Origin of the sequence: Bacillus sp. PPSBB_11 (assembly GCF_038023285.1) — a bacterium.
GTDB lineage: Bacteria > Bacillota > Bacilli > Bacillales > Bacillaceae > Bacillus > Bacillus altitudinis.
The window spans coordinates 3,420,970-3,436,416 of record NZ_CP150633.1 but is presented as its reverse complement, the minus strand read 5'-3'; the positions used below and the strand labels follow the sequence as shown (position 1 = coordinate 3,436,416).

18 protein-coding genes are annotated in these 15,447 nt (G+C 38.6%); 11 read left to right on the top strand and 7 right to left on the bottom strand.

The features are described 5' to 3' along the window. Positions 1 to 38 precede the first annotated feature (38 nt). Positions 39 to 893 (bottom strand): polysaccharide deacetylase family protein, encoded by an 855-nt coding sequence (locus V7L95_RS16790; RefSeq protein ID WP_340967455.1) that lies wholly within the window; start codon positions 891 to 893, stop codon positions 39 to 41. A 606-nt stretch (positions 894 to 1,499) separates the two neighbouring features. Here V7L95_RS16790 and V7L95_RS16785 point away from each other — a divergent pair. The 7 genes from V7L95_RS16785 to V7L95_RS16755 all read left to right on the top strand — a co-directional run bounded on the left by V7L95_RS16785 (position 1,500) and on the right by V7L95_RS16755 (position 9,296). After that, positions 1,500 to 2,006 (top strand): GrpB family protein, encoded by a 507-nt coding sequence (locus tag V7L95_RS16785; protein WP_340967453.1) that lies wholly within the window; start codon positions 1,500 to 1,502, stop codon positions 2,004 to 2,006. Positions 2,007 to 2,324: 318 nt separating this feature from the next. Next, on the top strand, positions 2,325 to 3,422 hold the full coding sequence (locus tag V7L95_RS16780; RefSeq protein WP_340967451.1) for a 3-oxoacyl-[acyl-carrier-protein] synthase III C-terminal domain-containing protein: 1,098 nt from the start codon (positions 2,325 to 2,327) through the stop codon (positions 3,420 to 3,422). Beyond that, positions 3,422 to 3,931 (top strand): isoprenylcysteine carboxylmethyltransferase family protein, encoded by a 510-nt coding sequence (locus V7L95_RS16775; RefSeq protein WP_017359716.1) that lies wholly within the window; start codon positions 3,422 to 3,424, stop codon positions 3,929 to 3,931. Before V7L95_RS16780 ends, V7L95_RS16775 begins: the two co-directional genes overlap by 1 nt. A gap of 64 nt (positions 3,932 to 3,995) precedes the next feature. Further along, positions 3,996 to 4,103, top strand: coding sequence for a Fur-regulated basic protein FbpC (fbpC, locus tag V7L95_RS16770; protein ID WP_306172627.1), 108 nt, complete (start codon positions 3,996 to 3,998; stop codon positions 4,101 to 4,103). Positions 4,104 to 4,234: 131 nt separating this feature from the next. Beyond that, a complete protein-coding gene (locus V7L95_RS16765; protein ID WP_340967447.1) occupies positions 4,235 to 7,828 on the top strand; it encodes a dynamin family protein in 3,594 nt (1,197 codons plus the stop codon). A gap of 41 nt (positions 7,829 to 7,869) precedes the next feature. Further along, complete coding sequence (locus tag V7L95_RS16760; RefSeq protein ID WP_008346351.1) at positions 7,870 to 8,133, top strand: YpbS family protein; 264 nt, start codon at positions 7,870 to 7,872, stop codon at positions 8,131 to 8,133. A 275-nt stretch (positions 8,134 to 8,408) separates the two neighbouring features. After that, positions 8,409 to 9,296 (top strand): 5'-3' exonuclease, encoded by an 888-nt coding sequence (locus V7L95_RS16755; RefSeq protein ID WP_046343814.1) that lies wholly within the window; start codon positions 8,409 to 8,411, stop codon positions 9,294 to 9,296. Positions 9,297 to 9,336: 40 nt separating this feature from the next. Here V7L95_RS16755 and V7L95_RS16750 read toward each other — a convergent pair whose 3' ends face one another. From V7L95_RS16750 to V7L95_RS16740, 3 genes are read right to left on the bottom strand one after another with little or no spacing between them, the layout of a single operon-like run. Continuing rightward, positions 9,337 to 9,462: a hypothetical protein gene (locus tag V7L95_RS16750; RefSeq protein ID WP_008346357.1), complete on the bottom strand. Its 126-nt coding sequence runs from the start codon at positions 9,460 to 9,462 to the stop codon at positions 9,337 to 9,339. A 43-nt stretch (positions 9,463 to 9,505) separates the two neighbouring features. After that, positions 9,506 to 9,901, bottom strand: coding sequence for a reverse transcriptase-like protein (locus V7L95_RS16745; RefSeq protein ID WP_017359712.1), 396 nt, complete (start codon positions 9,899 to 9,901; stop codon positions 9,506 to 9,508). 1 nt (position 9,902) lies between these two features. Further along, complete coding sequence (locus V7L95_RS16740) at positions 9,903 to 10,592, bottom strand: queuosine precursor transporter (protein WP_007500834.1); 690 nt, start codon at positions 10,590 to 10,592, stop codon at positions 9,903 to 9,905. A 94-nt stretch (positions 10,593 to 10,686) separates the two neighbouring features. Here V7L95_RS16740 and V7L95_RS16735 point away from each other — a divergent pair, with 94 nt between their 5' ends. The 3 genes from V7L95_RS16735 (at position 10,687) to V7L95_RS16725 (ending at position 11,896) form a co-directional block, all read left to right on the top strand. Beyond that, the gene (locus tag V7L95_RS16735) at positions 10,687 to 11,358 is read left to right on the top strand and encodes a ribonuclease H family protein (RefSeq protein ID WP_007500833.1); all 672 of its coding nucleotides are present in this window, start codon (positions 10,687 to 10,689) and stop codon (positions 11,356 to 11,358) included. 1 nt (position 11,359) lies between these two features. Further along, positions 11,360 to 11,542 (top strand): zinc-finger domain-containing protein, encoded by a 183-nt coding sequence (locus V7L95_RS16730; protein ID WP_008346366.1) that lies wholly within the window; start codon positions 11,360 to 11,362, stop codon positions 11,540 to 11,542. A 171-nt stretch (positions 11,543 to 11,713) separates the two neighbouring features. Beyond that, the gene (locus tag V7L95_RS16725) at positions 11,714 to 11,896 is read left to right on the top strand and encodes a hypothetical protein (protein WP_008346368.1); all 183 of its coding nucleotides are present in this window, start codon (positions 11,714 to 11,716) and stop codon (positions 11,894 to 11,896) included. Between the two features lie 51 nt (positions 11,897 to 11,947). On the opposite strand, the gene cspD is transcribed toward V7L95_RS16725, so the two are convergent. Then, positions 11,948 to 12,148 (bottom strand): cold-shock protein CspD, encoded by a 201-nt coding sequence (gene cspD / locus V7L95_RS16720; RefSeq protein ID WP_003215784.1) that lies wholly within the window; start codon positions 12,146 to 12,148, stop codon positions 11,948 to 11,950. A gap of 267 nt (positions 12,149 to 12,415) precedes the next feature. On the opposite strand from cspD, the gene V7L95_RS16715 reads away from it, so the two are divergent. Then, on the top strand, positions 12,416 to 13,117 hold the full coding sequence (locus V7L95_RS16715) for an AIM24 family protein (RefSeq protein WP_007500832.1): 702 nt from the start codon (positions 12,416 to 12,418) through the stop codon (positions 13,115 to 13,117). A 35-nt stretch (positions 13,118 to 13,152) separates the two neighbouring features. Here V7L95_RS16715 and V7L95_RS16710 read toward each other — a convergent pair whose 3' ends face one another. Both V7L95_RS16710 and metA read right to left on the bottom strand, forming a co-directional pair. Continuing rightward, positions 13,153 to 14,304, bottom strand: coding sequence for a diglucosyl diacylglycerol synthase (locus tag V7L95_RS16710; protein WP_007500831.1), 1,152 nt, complete (start codon positions 14,302 to 14,304; stop codon positions 13,153 to 13,155). A 228-nt stretch (positions 14,305 to 14,532) separates the two neighbouring features. Beyond that, positions 14,533 to 15,441, bottom strand: coding sequence for a homoserine O-succinyltransferase (gene metA / locus V7L95_RS16705; RefSeq protein WP_008346374.1), 909 nt, complete (start codon positions 15,439 to 15,441; stop codon positions 14,533 to 14,535). Between the last annotated feature and the right edge of the window lie 6 nt (positions 15,442 to 15,447).

The window sequence follows — 15,447 nt, the reverse complement described above, 5'->3', positions numbered from 1 at the left end:
CGCATCCTTTGGATACGGGCTTATTGTGATTAGCGCTATTAATGTTGTACCGGCGGCATTGTTTCGTTAATGACTGCAAATGTATAGCCCCTTGCTTTTAGTTGTGTAATCAGGCTATCTAAATAGTTCGTGGTAGAGGGTTGATCATGCATTAAAATCACTTTTGGTTCCCATGGTTTATTTTTCTCAAACATTTGCAGTTGATTCAATACCTCTTGAACATATTGTGAGTTTTTATATCTCCAGTCAAGGCTATCAATCGTCCAATCCCAGTAAATAAAGCCATATTGGTTTAAGCGTACTTTTTGATCATATGTTAAATTTGGAACACTGCCATAAGGTGTTCTCACAAGACGGGTGTAAACGCCTGTAACAGAAGCAAGAATGAGCTGAGCTTCTCTCATTTCATTTGCGGGAGACTCACTGTTTTGATAAAAGCGGTTTATATCATGCGTCATGCCATGAAGCCCTAATTGATGTCCTTCTTGATAAAGTCTTTTCACAGCTGCTGGGTGAGCTTGGATTTGCGGTCCAAGCATGAAGAATGTCGCCTTCACTTGATGTGCTTTTAAGACATTTAACAGCTGATTTGATGTAGCAGAAGGGCCATCATCAAATGTTAAAAAGATCGTTTTATTCGTTGTCTGTTGGTTTGGATTGGTCTTAAATTGTTGATCCAATGTTTTTGTAGAATGATCTTTTGCTTTCAGACTGATACTTGTGTCTCGGAAGTCACTGCTAGTAACAATTTTTGCTTGCTCATTTGTCGCCTGCAAATGGGTTTTAGACATATCCCAGATAAAAAAGAGAAACAGTGTAAGAAGCACTAAACCAATTATCTTCGAGAGAAATATCGTGTTGTAGGGTGTTTGTTTTTTGGACACCTTTTTCATGACAATCACTCCAATCAATTAAATTTTGTGCCGAATCATGTAGTAGATTCTGTCTTTTTTCACTGTTTTTCATGGTGCTCATATTGATTAAGTATACAGGAAAAAAACACCTTTTTATATATAATCATCAAATAAATTAGCATTTTATGGTTATTTATTTGTGTTGATCAGAAAAAAGGTGATCCATCCATGTTTAAATGAAATAATTCTGAATATGATCGAAACGTTGATATTTATACGCTAAGATAGCAACAGATTTAACCATTAATGCGAAGTGAAAGTAGATTCCGTATGAAAGTGTTGTAAAATGACGATTTCATTGAAAAAAAGGATGCTCATGTGGATATTGGAGATAGAGGCTATCAATCGCGAAATACATAGAGAAAAGCTCTTACCGTACAAAATGTTGAAGGGATGTTTGTTCTTTAGATATAAAACTAAGATGAGAGTGAATTGTTAAGAATCGTATTGAATGACATCAACCAAGAAATAGATCTAAACGAATAGGATGATTATTGAAATCTGTCTGCTCTCTCCATATGGGACTTATGATAAAGTTGGTTTATTAACATTCTCCAAATGGGTGTTAAAAGGTGGGATAAGTAAATGTTAGGATTACCAAGAGGGGAAGTTTTTTTAGTACCTTGGTCTATGGAGTGGAAAAACGAATATGAAAAAGAAAAGCGCCAGATAATAGCTGATATTGGTCAATACACAATCAATGTACATCATATTGGAAGTACGGCAGTAAAAGGTTTAAGCGCTAAGCCAATTATTGATATTGCAATTGAAATAGAACATTTTTTTGATGGAGAAAAATGTGTAATAGCGTTGGAAGGACTCGGTTACTCATATAAAGGAACAAACGTATTACCTGAAAGACACTACTTTAATAAAGGAGAACCACGAACACATCAAATCCATATGTACCAAAGACATAATAAGTATTTACTTGAACAGTTAAATTTCAGAGATTACTTGAGAAATAATGAGCAAGCTAGAAGTGAGTACCAACAGCTTAAACTTAAATTATCAAGATTACATGGAAATGACAAACACAAATACGCTCATGAAAAAACTGATTTTATTAAGTCAATCCTTGAAAAGGTTTAGGTGAGGGTTTGCTATTTAGATGTTCATAAGAGAGGTCATTCACAGAGGAACTCCCAATTAACGGAGTTCTTTTTTTTCATTAAATCACCATTATTTTTGAACATAAATTGCATAAAAAAAAGCAGGTTCGCTTGGCTTGGAACGAACCTGTGAAGGAGGAAAACTACATCATGTTTTCACCTATATTATCCAATATTTATCAATTGTCGTCAAGACAAAAAGTTAGACGGAGGAAAATATTTTGACTGAATTGTGTCGTTTTGGCATGTATATCCTTTTTTTGATTGGGGATATTAACCGAAAAAAGAGGTGAAACCGATGGCATACATTCTTTCAGTTGGAACAAGTCTGCCAAAACATCATGTGGATCAGCAAGCAGCTGCTCAATTTGCAAGGTCTCAATTTAAACGATCGTTTAAAGATATTGATCGGCTATTAAAAGCTTTTAATAATGGCGAAATAGAGAGTAGGCAGTTTGTACAGCCTATTGATTGGTATCAAGAACATCACTCTTTTGAAGAGAAAAATAATCTCTATATTGAAAAAGCATTGGCACATGCGAAAGAAGCCGTTTTTCACTGTCTTCATGAAACAGCGTTCCTTACAAAGCCAGTTCCTTTTGATGAGATTGATGCTTTGTTTTTCATCTCCAGTACAGGGTTATCAACACCAAGTCTTGATGCAAAGCTGATGAATGTTCTTCCATTTTCTCCTTATACGAAACGAGTGCCAATTTGGGGGTTAGGATGCGGGGGCGGGGCGGCAGGCTTATCTCGAGCTTATGAATACATCAGGGCGTATCCAGAAGCGAAAGTGCTCGTTGTTGCCTGCGAGCTTTGCAGCCTCACTTTTCAGCCGCAAGATCAATCAAAAAGCAATTTAATTGGAACCTCGCTGTTCGGTGATGGGACTGCGGCCGTTCTTTTAACTGGAGAAAAGGCTGCCTTTAAGTATACGCGGTTAAAAACAGTACCTAAAGTGCTTGGCACGCAGTCAGTGACCATGAAAGATTCTGAGGATGTGATGGGATGGGATTTTACCGCCGACGGATTTCGGGTCATCTTCTCACGTGACATTCCGTCCATCATTTCTGGATGGTTAAAAGAGCAAGTGGATCAATTTTTACATCAGCTAGGGTTTTCAACAGAGGATGTATCCGTTTTTCTTGCTCACCCTGGAGGAAAAAAAGTGATTGATGCCTATCTTGAAAGCTTATCTTTACAAGAGCATCAGCTATTTTCTTCAAAAGAGGTTCTGAAACAGCATGGGAATATGTCCTCTGCCACCGTTTTATATGTGATAAAGCATTTTCTTGAACATCAGTCACTAGATGCAGGACAGGTGGGGCTTTGCGGAGCACTTGGTCCAGGCTTTTCGTCAGAATTATTGCTCATGAAATGGAAGGGGCTTTCGTGATGATTTTCTGGATAGTGATTGGCATTTTCATTTGTCAGCGCCTCATTGAAGTGCTTGTGGCGAAAAGAAATGAAAAGAAGGTGAAGGCGATCGGAGCGATTGAATTTGGTGCAAGCCATTATCCTTATATGGTCGCTATGCATGCAGCTTTTTTCCTCTCGCTTATTGGAGAGACATGGTTGCTGCATCGTCAACCGTCTCGTTTTTTCCTATTGCTGCTTGTGTTTCTGCTTGCTACCCAGGTGATTCGGTACTGGGCACTATGTTCACTTGGGACGTATTGGAATACAAAAATCTTAGTCGTTCCAAATGCGATGATTGTGAAAAAGGGGCCGTATCGCTGGTTAAAGCACCCTAACTATGTGGTGGTGGCGATTGAACTGATGTTCATTCCGCTGCTATTTAACGCATTTATTACTGCCATTTTGTTTACGTGTTTAAATGGATGGATGATGATGGTCAGAATACAAACAGAAGAAAAAGCACTGAATCAGTATTTACTAAATTAATATTGAAAATCATTATCAATTGTGCTACACTTTCATTAATGATAAACATTCTCAATCATGAAGGATGGACGGTGATCACATGACAATGATTTTCTTACTCGGTACGGTCTGTGTATACAGTTTATTGATTGGCTTCGTATTAAAAGGTGTTTCAAAAAAATCTGCTTCCTGATTGCAGTCCATTGCGACTGATCGGGCAGCAGATTTTTTTATTTCCTCAGATGAGAAGAAAAATCTCTTTATTTTGTGTAAAATGGTACACATACATAACTGACTTTTCTAAAAACAAAGGGGTTTATCGTCATGAAAGACTTGTCTATTCGAGATTCGCTCGTTCAAACTACAGGTGCTTTATATCAAAGCCTTCTGAAAAGGGATGATCACGAGCGCGCAGCCAAACTTGCATCTATTATGAAAAAGGAAGCTGAAGAAGAAATATATATCGCATTTACCGGCCACTATTCTGCTGGTAAGTCATCACTAGTGAATCATCTTCTTCATGATCACATCCTGCCCACAAGCCCAATTCCAACGAGTGCAAACTTGGTTGTTGTCAGGAAAGGGGTCAGTGAAGTTCAGCTCCATACGTCTGATGGACGTTTTGCAAAAATGAGCGGTTCTTATGATAAAGAAGCGGTGCAGCGTTTTTGTAAAGATGGGGAACAAATTGAGATGGTGGAAATTAGTGGTGATTATAGTGGACTTGAAGAAAAAGTGGCACTCATTGATACGCCGGGAATTGATTCAACGGATCATGCGCACTTTTTATCCGTTGCTTCTATTCTTCATCAAGCGGATGCTCTTTTTTATGTCGTTCATTATAACCATGTCCATTCTGAAGAAAACATTCGCTTCATTCGCTCGATTAAGGAGAAAGTGCCCAATCTTTATTTCATCGTCAATCAAGTGGATCGGCATGATGAACAAGAGACAACTTTTGAAAACTACAAAAAACAAGTCGTTGAGATGCTTTTAAAAGAAGGCATTGAAGAAGAACATCTATATTTTACTTCTGTGACGGATGAGGCACACCCAAAAAACGAAATGATCCGTTTAGTGAAGAAACTACAAGAATTACAAACCATGCCTAAAGCATCACTTCGAGCCTATACAGAGCAGAAAATCGAACATGTTTTAAAAGAACATATAGACTCGTTAAAAGAAGAACTGCATGAAGAGGACCTTGACGCGCAGCTTCAAGAAAAAAGGAATGAAGTGAAAGAACTAGAAGAGAAACGCCGATTTATTGAAAATGGTGCAAAGCAGGTAGAAGATGAAGTGTCTTCTGAAGTAGAGAACATCTTAAAAAATGCAAACCTCACGCCATTTAAGATGCGAGAGCTTGCAAGTGACTATATCGAATCGAAAGCACCTGGCTTTAAAGTGGGTTTACTTTTTGCCAAAAATAAAACCGAGCAGGAAAAGGAAAAGCGGGCAAATGATTTCTTAGCAGATGTAAAAAAGAGAATGAAAGCGGAAGTTGACTGGCACATTGCAGAGCTCCTTAAGAAAGCAATAAAACAGCATCAGCTTGGGGAAGCGTTATTAGACAAAGCCATGGCATTTGAGACACCTATTGAAGAATCCTTGCTTGAAAAGGTCATTCACCAAGGGGCAACTTTTTCTAACGAATATGTTCTTCAATATGCGAAAGATGCTGGTGAAGCATTGAAAAGACAGGCGAAACAGCAAGCGCTTCAATTGATTGAACAGATGATTGAAACCTTGAAAGACCAGCTCCGGAATGAACAAGAGAAGCAAGAGGAAAAATGGAAACAAGCGAAACAAGAGCTTCAGAGCCTTGAGGGGTACAACGAAAAAAATGAAAAAATAAGACTAGATATTCAGCATATATGGGATATTTGGCAAAACGGAACGGATGAACATATCCCGGGTGACTGGTTTTATGCGAAAAAGCAATGGATGCAGCACGACCAGCTGGAGAAGAATCACGCATCAATTCATGCTGAAGAGAGCGATCTAGCTGCTGACCGGACAGAGCGCAATCATTACCGTCAATCGCAGCATTTAACGACAGCACAATCGATTGCACAATTTAAAGAGCTTTCCCGCATTTTATCGCCTTTAGATATTCTAAAGTCTCAAAGAGATTCCTTTGAAAAACGAACAGAACGGCTACAGGCAAAAGAATTTACACTCGCATTATTTGGCGCTTTTAGTTCTGGAAAATCTTCTTTTGCCAATGCGCTTGTTGGACGGAAGGTGTTACCATCATCTCCTACGCCAACAACTGCAACAATTAACAAACTGACACGACCTACGGAAGATCATCCTCATGAAAGTGTCAAAGTGGTGTTTAAAACCAAGCAGGACATTCTAGAGGAACTCGATCAGATTCTTGGATTTTCGATCTCAACAGAAAAAGGAGATTCGTTTAAGGCAAAGCTGGAAAGAGTGCTGAAAAAACGGCAGCTCGAACAGGATCACCGAATCATTGTAGAACATTTTCTACAAGCCTATGCCAAGTTTCATGATGACATTGACAACCAAACCAATTTACATGTCACACTTCAAGAATTAAAGCCTTATGTAGCGGAAGAATCTGTTTCTTGTGTGGTGAAGGAAGTGACGGTGTATTTAAGTACACCTCTGACAGATAAAGGGCTGACGATTGTCGATACACCAGGTGCAAGCAGTATGAATAAGCGTCATACAGAAATCGCCTTCCAGTATATGAAGGATGCAGACGCCCTTCTTTATTTAACGTATTATCAGCATTCTTTCTCAAAAGCTGATCGCTCATTTTTACGGAAGCTTGGACTCGTAAAAGATTCCTTTAGCATGGATAAAATGTTCTTTATCATCAATGCAGCTGATTTGGCTAAGGATCAAGCAGAGCTTGAAACCGTATTTGACTATGTACGAAGCGAGCTCACAAAAGAAGGCATCCGCAATCCAAACCTGCATCATGTGTCTAGTAAGGAAGAGATCGAAGGGAAAGAGCCGACATCTTATAATCAATATGCAACACTGAGAAAACAGCTCGACTATTTTATTGAGGAAGAATTAACGAAAGATGCCATTGAACTTTTGCATTTTGAAGCTAGTACATTATGTACAACGGTCGATAGACTACGTGCGACCTTGCATCAATCAAAAGATGAGAAAGAAGCTGAAAAGAAAAACATCAAGACATCCTATGAAGCCATTCTCGAAAAAATGCAAGATGTGAAACGGTCTAAGCTAGTGACCGAAAGCGTAAAAAAAGACGTGCATGAACAGCTCTATCATATTGTACAGCGGCTTTCATTATTTGCGAATGATCTGTTAAAGTCGGCCTTTTATCCTGGCATATCTCAAGGGAACTTTGGTCAGCAGTTAAAAAAGGCACTTGAGAAAGCGTTAAAGGAGTATGAATTTGAATTTGTGCAGGAGCTCAAGGCGCTTGATATCCGAATGGAATCGTTTATCCACCATTATTTCCAAGAGGAGTGGGAAAAAGGGATGCAGGCTGCATGTGCGGAAGATCCTTACTTTTCTCTCAGCCTGTCAGCCCCTGAGGAGAAAAACGGTGAGCTAAAACAAATTGAAGTCGAAGCAGAGATTGCACCATTTGAGCCGCTTTTAAAGAAACAAAAATCAGCGAAAGCCTTTTTTGAGCAAAATGAAAAGGCTACGTTTATTGAAGCCATTCGAGATGTTCTACATCAAATGACAACACGTTGGGCAGATAACGAAAAAGAAGAGTTGCTGAGCAGATATGAAAAGCTAGTGAAGACCTATACGGAAAGGTACGAACAAGATGCTCTACAACAGCTCAATGAGCAAAAACAGACATTTATGACGAGCCTTACAACAGATGCTGAAAAACAGGCGATCATTGAACAAGTTTATGAACAAACAAATGAATGGAAGAACCAGTTGAAAACGATATGATTCATGATAGACTATATAAAAAAGAAAGCAGCTGATAGACGATGACGAGCGTACACGAAGAAATTTCTGCACATTCACAGAAACAACATGCCCATATCCAATCTTTTCTTGCACTTGAACAAAAAAGAGAGCAGGCGATTGAATCGGCTGTGAAAAAATGTGAACACAATGAACCATTTTCAACAGATGAGATCAATGCCATTACGTCTAAAATGAATGAGCTTGCCCGAGGCGGAATTGTTCCGCTTCGTAAACATGTCACGATTGAGATGGTGGAGGAATACACCCAGCGTAAACAGAAGTAAAGAGTAACTTTCTCATTTTTGGTCATCTTAACAAATGAACCAGAAAGGGGAATGATCATGGCAAAAAAGCAAAACGTAAAGCAGCAGGAGGAGCGCATGCCGAAGGAAAAAGACATGCCATCCTACGCAGAAGCGGAAACGAAAAAAATGCAATATGGTAAAAAGTAATCGGGCTGCCTCTTCTTTATCAAAAAGAAGAAGGCGCCTTTTTTATGTTCGTTTCGATGTTCTATGATAGAATAGGAGTATTGTTTATAAAAAGGGAGTTTAGATGAATGAATAAACACGTATTACTTGTAGATGGAATGGCACTTCTTTTTAGGTCGTTTTATGCGACGGCTGTCCATCGCAATTTTATGATAAATGATCGTGGTGTGCCGACAAATGGAGTGAATGGTTATTTGAAGCATTTGTTAACAGCTGTCCAAACATTTGAGCCGACTCATATCGTATGCTGCTGGGATATGGGGAGCCAGACATACCGGAACGAATTGTTTCAAGATTATAAAGCCAATCGAGGCGAGGCGCCTGTTGAGCTTATCCCGCAGTTTGATTTAGCAAAAGAGGCGACAGAAGAACTGGGGATCATGAACATTGGTGTGAAAGGTTTTGAAGCAGATGATTGTATTGGAACGCTTGCATCAATCTATCAAAACGAAGCACATGTGACTGTCTTAACAGGAGATAAAGATTTGCTGCAGATCTTGAATGAACAAGTGACCGTGGCTTTAATGCAAAAAGGCATCGGGAATTATAAGCATTATACAAAAGCCCTTTTTGAAGAGGAAATGGGCATTTCTCCAAAGGCGCTGATTGATATGAAAGCGCTGATGGGTGATACTAGCGATAATTACCCTGGTGTAAAAGGAATCGGCGAAAAAACAGCATTGAAATTTATTCAAACGTATGAAACGATTGATCGACTGTTAGAAAATGTTCATGCATTAACGGCAGCTCAGCAAAAGAAAATGCAAGCAGGTTTAGAAGATCTGAAGCTTTCTCGTATACTGGCAGAAATTAAATGTGATGTACCACTCAGCTGTCCGATTGATCAAACAAAAATGAACATCAATCCAGAGCGGGCAGCGGCAATGCTTTGCTTGCATCAAATTAAAGGGATCGAACCAATGGTTAACCGCTTAAGTCAATTAGGAATCAGTTAAGGTTGTTCTTACGCAGAAAAGAAACAAAGGGCTACATGTATTAGCCCTTTGTGTTGCTTTTTTTCGCCTTATTTTCTAATTGCGATATTGGCTGTTTATCTTTTGTCTGCGCATCACCTTGAGGAGTCGTTCCGTTTGTGACACGGCCTCTGTTCTCTTTATCCAATTCGTATCACCTCACACATTAGCATAACCAAAAGAAAAGCGATTCATCCTTTTGAAAGGTGAATCGCTTTTCTAGCGAGCTGATCAGCCACTTGATTTTCCTTGCTCGGAATCCACTTAATGAAAAATAAATCAAATTCGCTTTGAAGCTGCAGCATTTCTTCGATAAAATGACGAAAAGATGGATTTTTAGCAAAGCCTGCATTGGCTGCACGATCCACTACTTGTGAATCTGTGCGGAATGAAACGGTCCGTAATCCTTTTTCTACGCATATTTTCATGCCTTCAATGAGCGCAGAAAACTCTGCTTCATGATTGCTCATGATGCCAAGAGGAATGGAGAAAGACTCAGCTTTTCCGTCATATTTCAAGAAAATGCCGATGCCAGATGGACCTGGGTTTCCGGCACTAGCACCGTCAATATATATTTCAGCTGGCAATTTATTTCCCCCTTTCATCAATCGGAACCATTTTTTTCGCCGCATAGGCATAAGGTGTGCCAATGGCAGCGACGATAAATTTAATCACATAAGTCGTGATGAAAATTTCGATCCATATATGGAATGGGTAGGTCCCAAGAAAGGCAATGGTTGTGAAAACGAGTGTATCAAGTAGCTGGCTAATCATTGTACTCCCCGCATTTCGCAGCCAGAGCGCACCATCTGAAGGAAATATCCGGCGAATAAACGAATATACATAAACATCTAACATTTGACTGATGATATAAGCAGCAAGACTACCAAGAGCAACCCTTGGCATAAAGCCAAATATCGTTTCTAATGATGATTGTGAAATGTCAGATGGAGCGGGATGGAAAAGCAAAGCCTCCTGCATGACAACAGTTAATGTTAAAAGGGTGGCAAAGCCAATCCAGACAGCTTTTTTCGCTTCGGTTTGTCCATATTTTTCATTGAGGACGTCCGTTGCAAAGAACACACTGCCGTATAAAATGTTGCCAAGTGTTGCCGTTAAGCCAAATAATTCAACGGTTTTGACCACTTGTAAATTGGCAGCAACTGTTGCAAAACCAATCCAGACGAAAAGCCCCATCTTGCCAAATCCTTTATAAAATAGAAGAACAATGATAAAATTAATGATCGCAAATAAGATCCAAATACCTTCATTAAACAAGTGACATGAACTTCCTTTCTAAATGTAAAATGTAACTTTTTGATTATAGCATAACGAACGTTTACCTTAAAAGTATGGGAAGGCGATGTGATCAATGAAACTAAGAGCGCACTATACAATGAAAGTGAAATCGATTGGGTCCATTGCTTTTTTCCAAGAAGATTGGATGGAGCTCAAAGAGGCCTTGCTTTTAGCAAAACATATAGACAAAAAAGAACCGCAGTCACTTCTATCATTTGAAGATGAAAAGGGTGCGATGTGGTCGACGAAAGAACTTGAAAAGCTAAACGAAGAACTTAGGCTTGAACCCGATCAGCTTCAGGTCTATTTTGATGCGAGTTTTCGCAAAGAAACAGGTGATGCTGGGCTTGGAATTGTCGTGTATTATCAGCTCGGACAGGATGCATACCGGTTAAGGAAGAATCAGCCTTTTCAGAGCACCACGAACAATGAGGCAGAGTATGCGGCTTTATTTGAAGCGGTAAAAGCTTTAAAAGAACTGGGAGCCAGCAGAAACTCTGTTACGATTAGAGGAGATTCTCTTGTTGTGATGAATCAGCTCAAAGGGGAATGGCCTTGTTATGATGATATACATAACAAATGGCTCGACCGAATTGAGGCTGCGATCAAAGAGCTGAAGCTCACGCCAACATATGAAGTCATCGATCGTAAACAAAATGCAGAAGCAGATCAGCTTGCCAGACAGATACTTGCAGACGTCCCTATCGAAAGTAAGTTGAAATTAGAAGCAGACGGAGCTGAATAAAGTGGATAAAAAAACAGCAGTAAAAGAATTAACAGATCTTCAAGACACGTATTGTTCAGATTGTTTGATTAAGAAGCACTTTCGTAAAGAATTTGGTAAAAAATACGCGCACTCCTTTTGTATTCAGCAATGCACGGTAGGAGAGAAGATCAAACAATACGGGAATGAATTACTAAAAAAATAAGCGTACACTCCGGTTTTCCCCTAGATGTATCATACGCTCACGAAAAAAAACGAATAGAATGTGTAAAAAAAGAACATATTCTGAAAAATGAGCCGATATAACTATAGAAAGTTTTGGTTGAGTTACTTTTTGACTAAGTGACGGATAATAGAGGAAAAGGGGAAGGCCGGCATGGATAATAAGGATTTTGAAACGGTATTACATCGGACATTTCAAGAGGTGTACAGTGATCTAGAGCAACTGGTAGATGTTGCAAAGAAGGGAAGACCTTTTCTCGAAAAAGATATCTCTGAAATTGAACAAAGATTAAAGCAAAATATTTTAGCGATTGAAATTCAGCTGAAAATCAAATAAGAGAGGCATACGCCTCTCTTTATTTTGTCGTTTCATCATTGATTGAGTTGATTAGATTTTTGTTACGTTTGCAGCTTGAGGTCCACGATTACCTTCAACGATTTCAAAAGAAACTTCTTGTCCTTCTTCTAGAGATTTGTAACCGTCACCTTCGATAGCTGTGAAGTGAACGAATACATCGTCTCCGCCTTCAACTTCAATGAAGCCGAAACCTTTTTCATTATTGAACCATTTTACTTTACCGTTTTGCATATTGCTTTTTCCTCCTAGTACTGTAGCACACCTTTTGGCATACTAAAAAAAATTTTTCATCACCTAACGACTTAAGAAGTTGTTAAATGATGGTTCCACTATACACCATCAAAAGTAAAGCGTCAAGCGGGCAAGCCAAATTTTGAGCAGAATGTTTGATTTTTTTGTTTTTTTAGTGAATGACATTTATCTATAAAACGTCCTAATCTCATGAAACCTAACGTATAACTTGTCCGTATATAGTAAAAATACAGAAAGAGGTGCGTCATGAATCGTTACACAATTGAGGAGTTTGTTCAGAATACGCAGCAAGAAGACAAAGGGGAAGGGGTCTTTGAACTTGAAACACCAAGATTGTTAGAAATTAATTTAACGGATACCATTTGGGCAAAAACAGGCTCCATGGTTTCATATCGCGGGAAAATAAAGTTTGAACGTGAAGGTGTGTTTGAACACGGTGTGTCAAAGATGTTCAAAAAAATGTTATCAGGAGAAGGAACTTCTTTGATGAAGGCCACAGGTGATGGGAAATTATATGTAGCAGACCAAGGGAAAAAAATTTCGATTCTTCGATTGGCTCAAGGGGAGTCTATTTTCGTTAATGGAAACGACTTGCTCGCATTTGAACCGTCTGTTCGGTGGGATATTAAATTAATGAAAAAGGTGTCTGGCATGCTTGCAGGCGGATTATTTAATGTCAAACTTGAAGGACCAGGTCTTGTGGCAATCACAAGTCATTACGAACCGCTGACGCTGATTGTTCAGCCAGGTGATTCTGTTTATACAGATCCGAATGCGACGGTCGCATGGTCAGGAGATTTGCAGACTGAATTTGTGACAGATGTATCGTTCAAAACGTTTATTGGCAGGGGAAGCGGAGAGTCCATTCAAATGAAGTTTAGCGGAAGTGGCTTTGTTGTTGTTCAGCCGTTTGAAGAAGTATATACAACGAATGGAAATCAAGGTTAAAAGAAAAAAGGTGTCCGTCAATGACGGACACCTTTTTATGATAATGCTTGAGCATACGATTTGTTGCTCATGATCAGATCTGATTGTTCGACGATATCTTCTAAAATGGTTTGAGAAGACTGTTTTAAGTGTAATTTTTTGATGTTTTGTTTCATGGATTCTAATTTTTCTTCGTCTTGAAGCAAGTTGGTGACAGATTCTAAAATGTCTTCGTGTCTGTTGATGACAATGGCAGCGCCATAATCTTCAAAGAAAAGAGCATTTTCTTTTTCTTGTCCTGGAACAGGTTTGTAAAGAATAACTGGGACACCAATTGCTGTTGCTTCTGTTAATGTAATCCCGCCCGGTTTTGTAATCATACAGTCCGTTACTCTGAACAATTCATCAATTTGTTCCACATATCCAAGCGCCTTCAATTGATTTGGGTGTGCTTGTTCAAGTTCGCTAAGCGATTGCTTCAGCGCTGCATTCTTACCGCACACAACAACAATTTGTACTTCACTGTCAAGAAGTAGTGCTTCACACAGTTCCTTCACATTTTTTAGTACACCATGGGCACCCGCCATAATGAGAAGGACTTTTTTGTCTGATGATAATCCATATTTTTTATAGATGATCGATTTAGGCACGTCTACTTCAAATTGTGGTCTAATCGGAATGCCTGTTACCTTGACATCGCTTGGATGTGTGCCGATTTCTACTAGCTTTTGTTTCACATAATCGGTTGCAACATAGTATCGGTCAATGTTTTCATGTACCCAAATTTTATGAAGACAAAAGTCTGTCATCACATTAAATGTTGGAATGACTTTACCTGTTTTGTTTCGGTATTCAGGTACAACAATCATCGGGAATGTAATGATGATGATATCCGGATTGTGTAATTGAATTAATTCATCAAGACGCTTATTTCCCATCTTTAAATAAATGTTAAATTTGCGTTTATTGTAAATTTTATCTACACCGTAATAAAACAAGCGATAAAATTGTTTCCCAATGGAGAAGCTCTTTAAATATAAATATTGAGTCACTTCAGACACAATGGGATTTGATTCTTGATACAAATTAGAAACTATCACATGTTCAAACCCTTGGGATTTGCATTCATCATACAGTGTTTTTGCAACCTGCATATGTCCATTTCCATAATTTGCGGTCAAGATTAATATTTTTTTATTGGTATTCAAGAATATTCACCTCAAATGTAATCAACAACAACAAAACTTCGTACGAAAACTATAAATCTCATAGGTCTACATATACATAAAGATAACATATAAACAGCGAGAGCATATCATTCGTTACGAAAGAATTAAACTAATTTTAAAAAACAAACAGACTAAATTGATAATGGAAGACAGAGCCATTTGTATTTTAACACATTTTAAGCATTTATCATCAGACTACAGTCTATTTTATTCCCACACATATGGTGTTTCTTGATAAACATAGTAATTAAGCCAATTCATAAACAGCAAAGTAGCATGGGCTTTCCAGCGGTTCACTGGAACTAATGTGTCTCCATCTTCTATGAAATAGTGGACGGGTTTTTTGACTGTATCATGTTTCAACAAATCTCTTTCATATTCCTGCTTCAATGTATCTGTATCGTATTCAGGATGTCCAGTTAAAAATACTTGTTTATCATCATCTGAAACAATTAAACAAACACCAGCTTCCTCAGACGTGCTCAATACTTTTAGATTCGGCGTGTTTTTTAATTGTTCTGTATTAATATCTGTATGCCTAGAATGTGGGACATAGTATACTTCATCGAAACCTCTTACTAATCTTTCTTTTTTCTCTTTGACAAGATGCTCAAAAACACCGAATTTTTTCTCTGGAAGCTTGATTTTTTCAATGCCATAATGATGATAAAGACCAGCCTGTGCCCCCCAGCATATATGGAGAGTAGACGTCACATTCGTTTTACTCCAGTCCAAAATGTCCTGCAGTTCTTTCCAATAGGAAACTTCTTCGAAAGCTAAATGCTCAATTGGTGCACCTGTAATGATCATGCCATCAAATTTTTTATGGCGAATCGAGTCAAAGGTCGTATAAAATTCATCTAGATGCTCTCTCGATGTATTCTTCGGTGTATGTGTACTTGGAATCAAAAATGTAAAATACACTTGCAAAGGAGAATTTCCGAGCATTCTCAGCAGCTGCGTTTCAGTTTGTATTTTTTTTGGCATTAAATTTAAGATCACGATATTCAAAGGACGGATATCTTGTTTGAATGCCCTTGTCTCATCCATGACGAAAATATTTTCGCTCTCTAGTATTTGTTTTGCCGGCAGATGAACTGGTATGTTAATAGGCAACTCGCC

Bases quoted from the DNA above. Each gene is read 5' to 3' on its own strand.
- V7L95_RS16790 (WP_340967455.1), bottom strand. From the start codon at position 893: ATGAAAAAGGTGTCCAAAAAACAAACACCCTACAACACGATATTTCTC.
- V7L95_RS16785 (WP_340967453.1), top strand. From the start codon at position 1,500: ATGTTAGGATTACCAAGAGGGGAAGTTTTTTTAGTACCTTGGTCTATG.
- V7L95_RS16780 (WP_340967451.1), top strand. From the start codon at position 2,325: ATGGCATACATTCTTTCAGTTGGAACAAGTCTGCCAAAACATCATGTG.
- V7L95_RS16775 (WP_017359716.1), top strand. From the start codon at position 3,422: ATGATTTTCTGGATAGTGATTGGCATTTTCATTTGTCAGCGCCTCATT.
- fbpC (WP_306172627.1), top strand. From the start codon at position 3,996: ATGGACGGTGATCACATGACAATGATTTTCTTACTCGGTACGGTCTGT.
- V7L95_RS16765 (WP_340967447.1), top strand. From the start codon at position 4,235: ATGAAAGACTTGTCTATTCGAGATTCGCTCGTTCAAACTACAGGTGCT.
- V7L95_RS16760 (WP_008346351.1), top strand. From the start codon at position 7,870: ATGACGAGCGTACACGAAGAAATTTCTGCACATTCACAGAAACAACAT.
- V7L95_RS16755 (WP_046343814.1), top strand. From the start codon at position 8,409: ATGAATAAACACGTATTACTTGTAGATGGAATGGCACTTCTTTTTAGG.
- V7L95_RS16735 (WP_007500833.1), top strand. From the start codon at position 10,687: ATGAAACTAAGAGCGCACTATACAATGAAAGTGAAATCGATTGGGTCC.
- V7L95_RS16725 (WP_008346368.1), top strand. From the start codon at position 11,714: ATGGATAATAAGGATTTTGAAACGGTATTACATCGGACATTTCAAGAG.
- cspD (WP_003215784.1), bottom strand. From the start codon at position 12,148: ATGCAAAACGGTAAAGTAAAATGGTTCAATAATGAAAAAGGTTTCGGC.
- V7L95_RS16715 (WP_007500832.1), top strand. From the start codon at position 12,416: ATGAATCGTTACACAATTGAGGAGTTTGTTCAGAATACGCAGCAAGAA.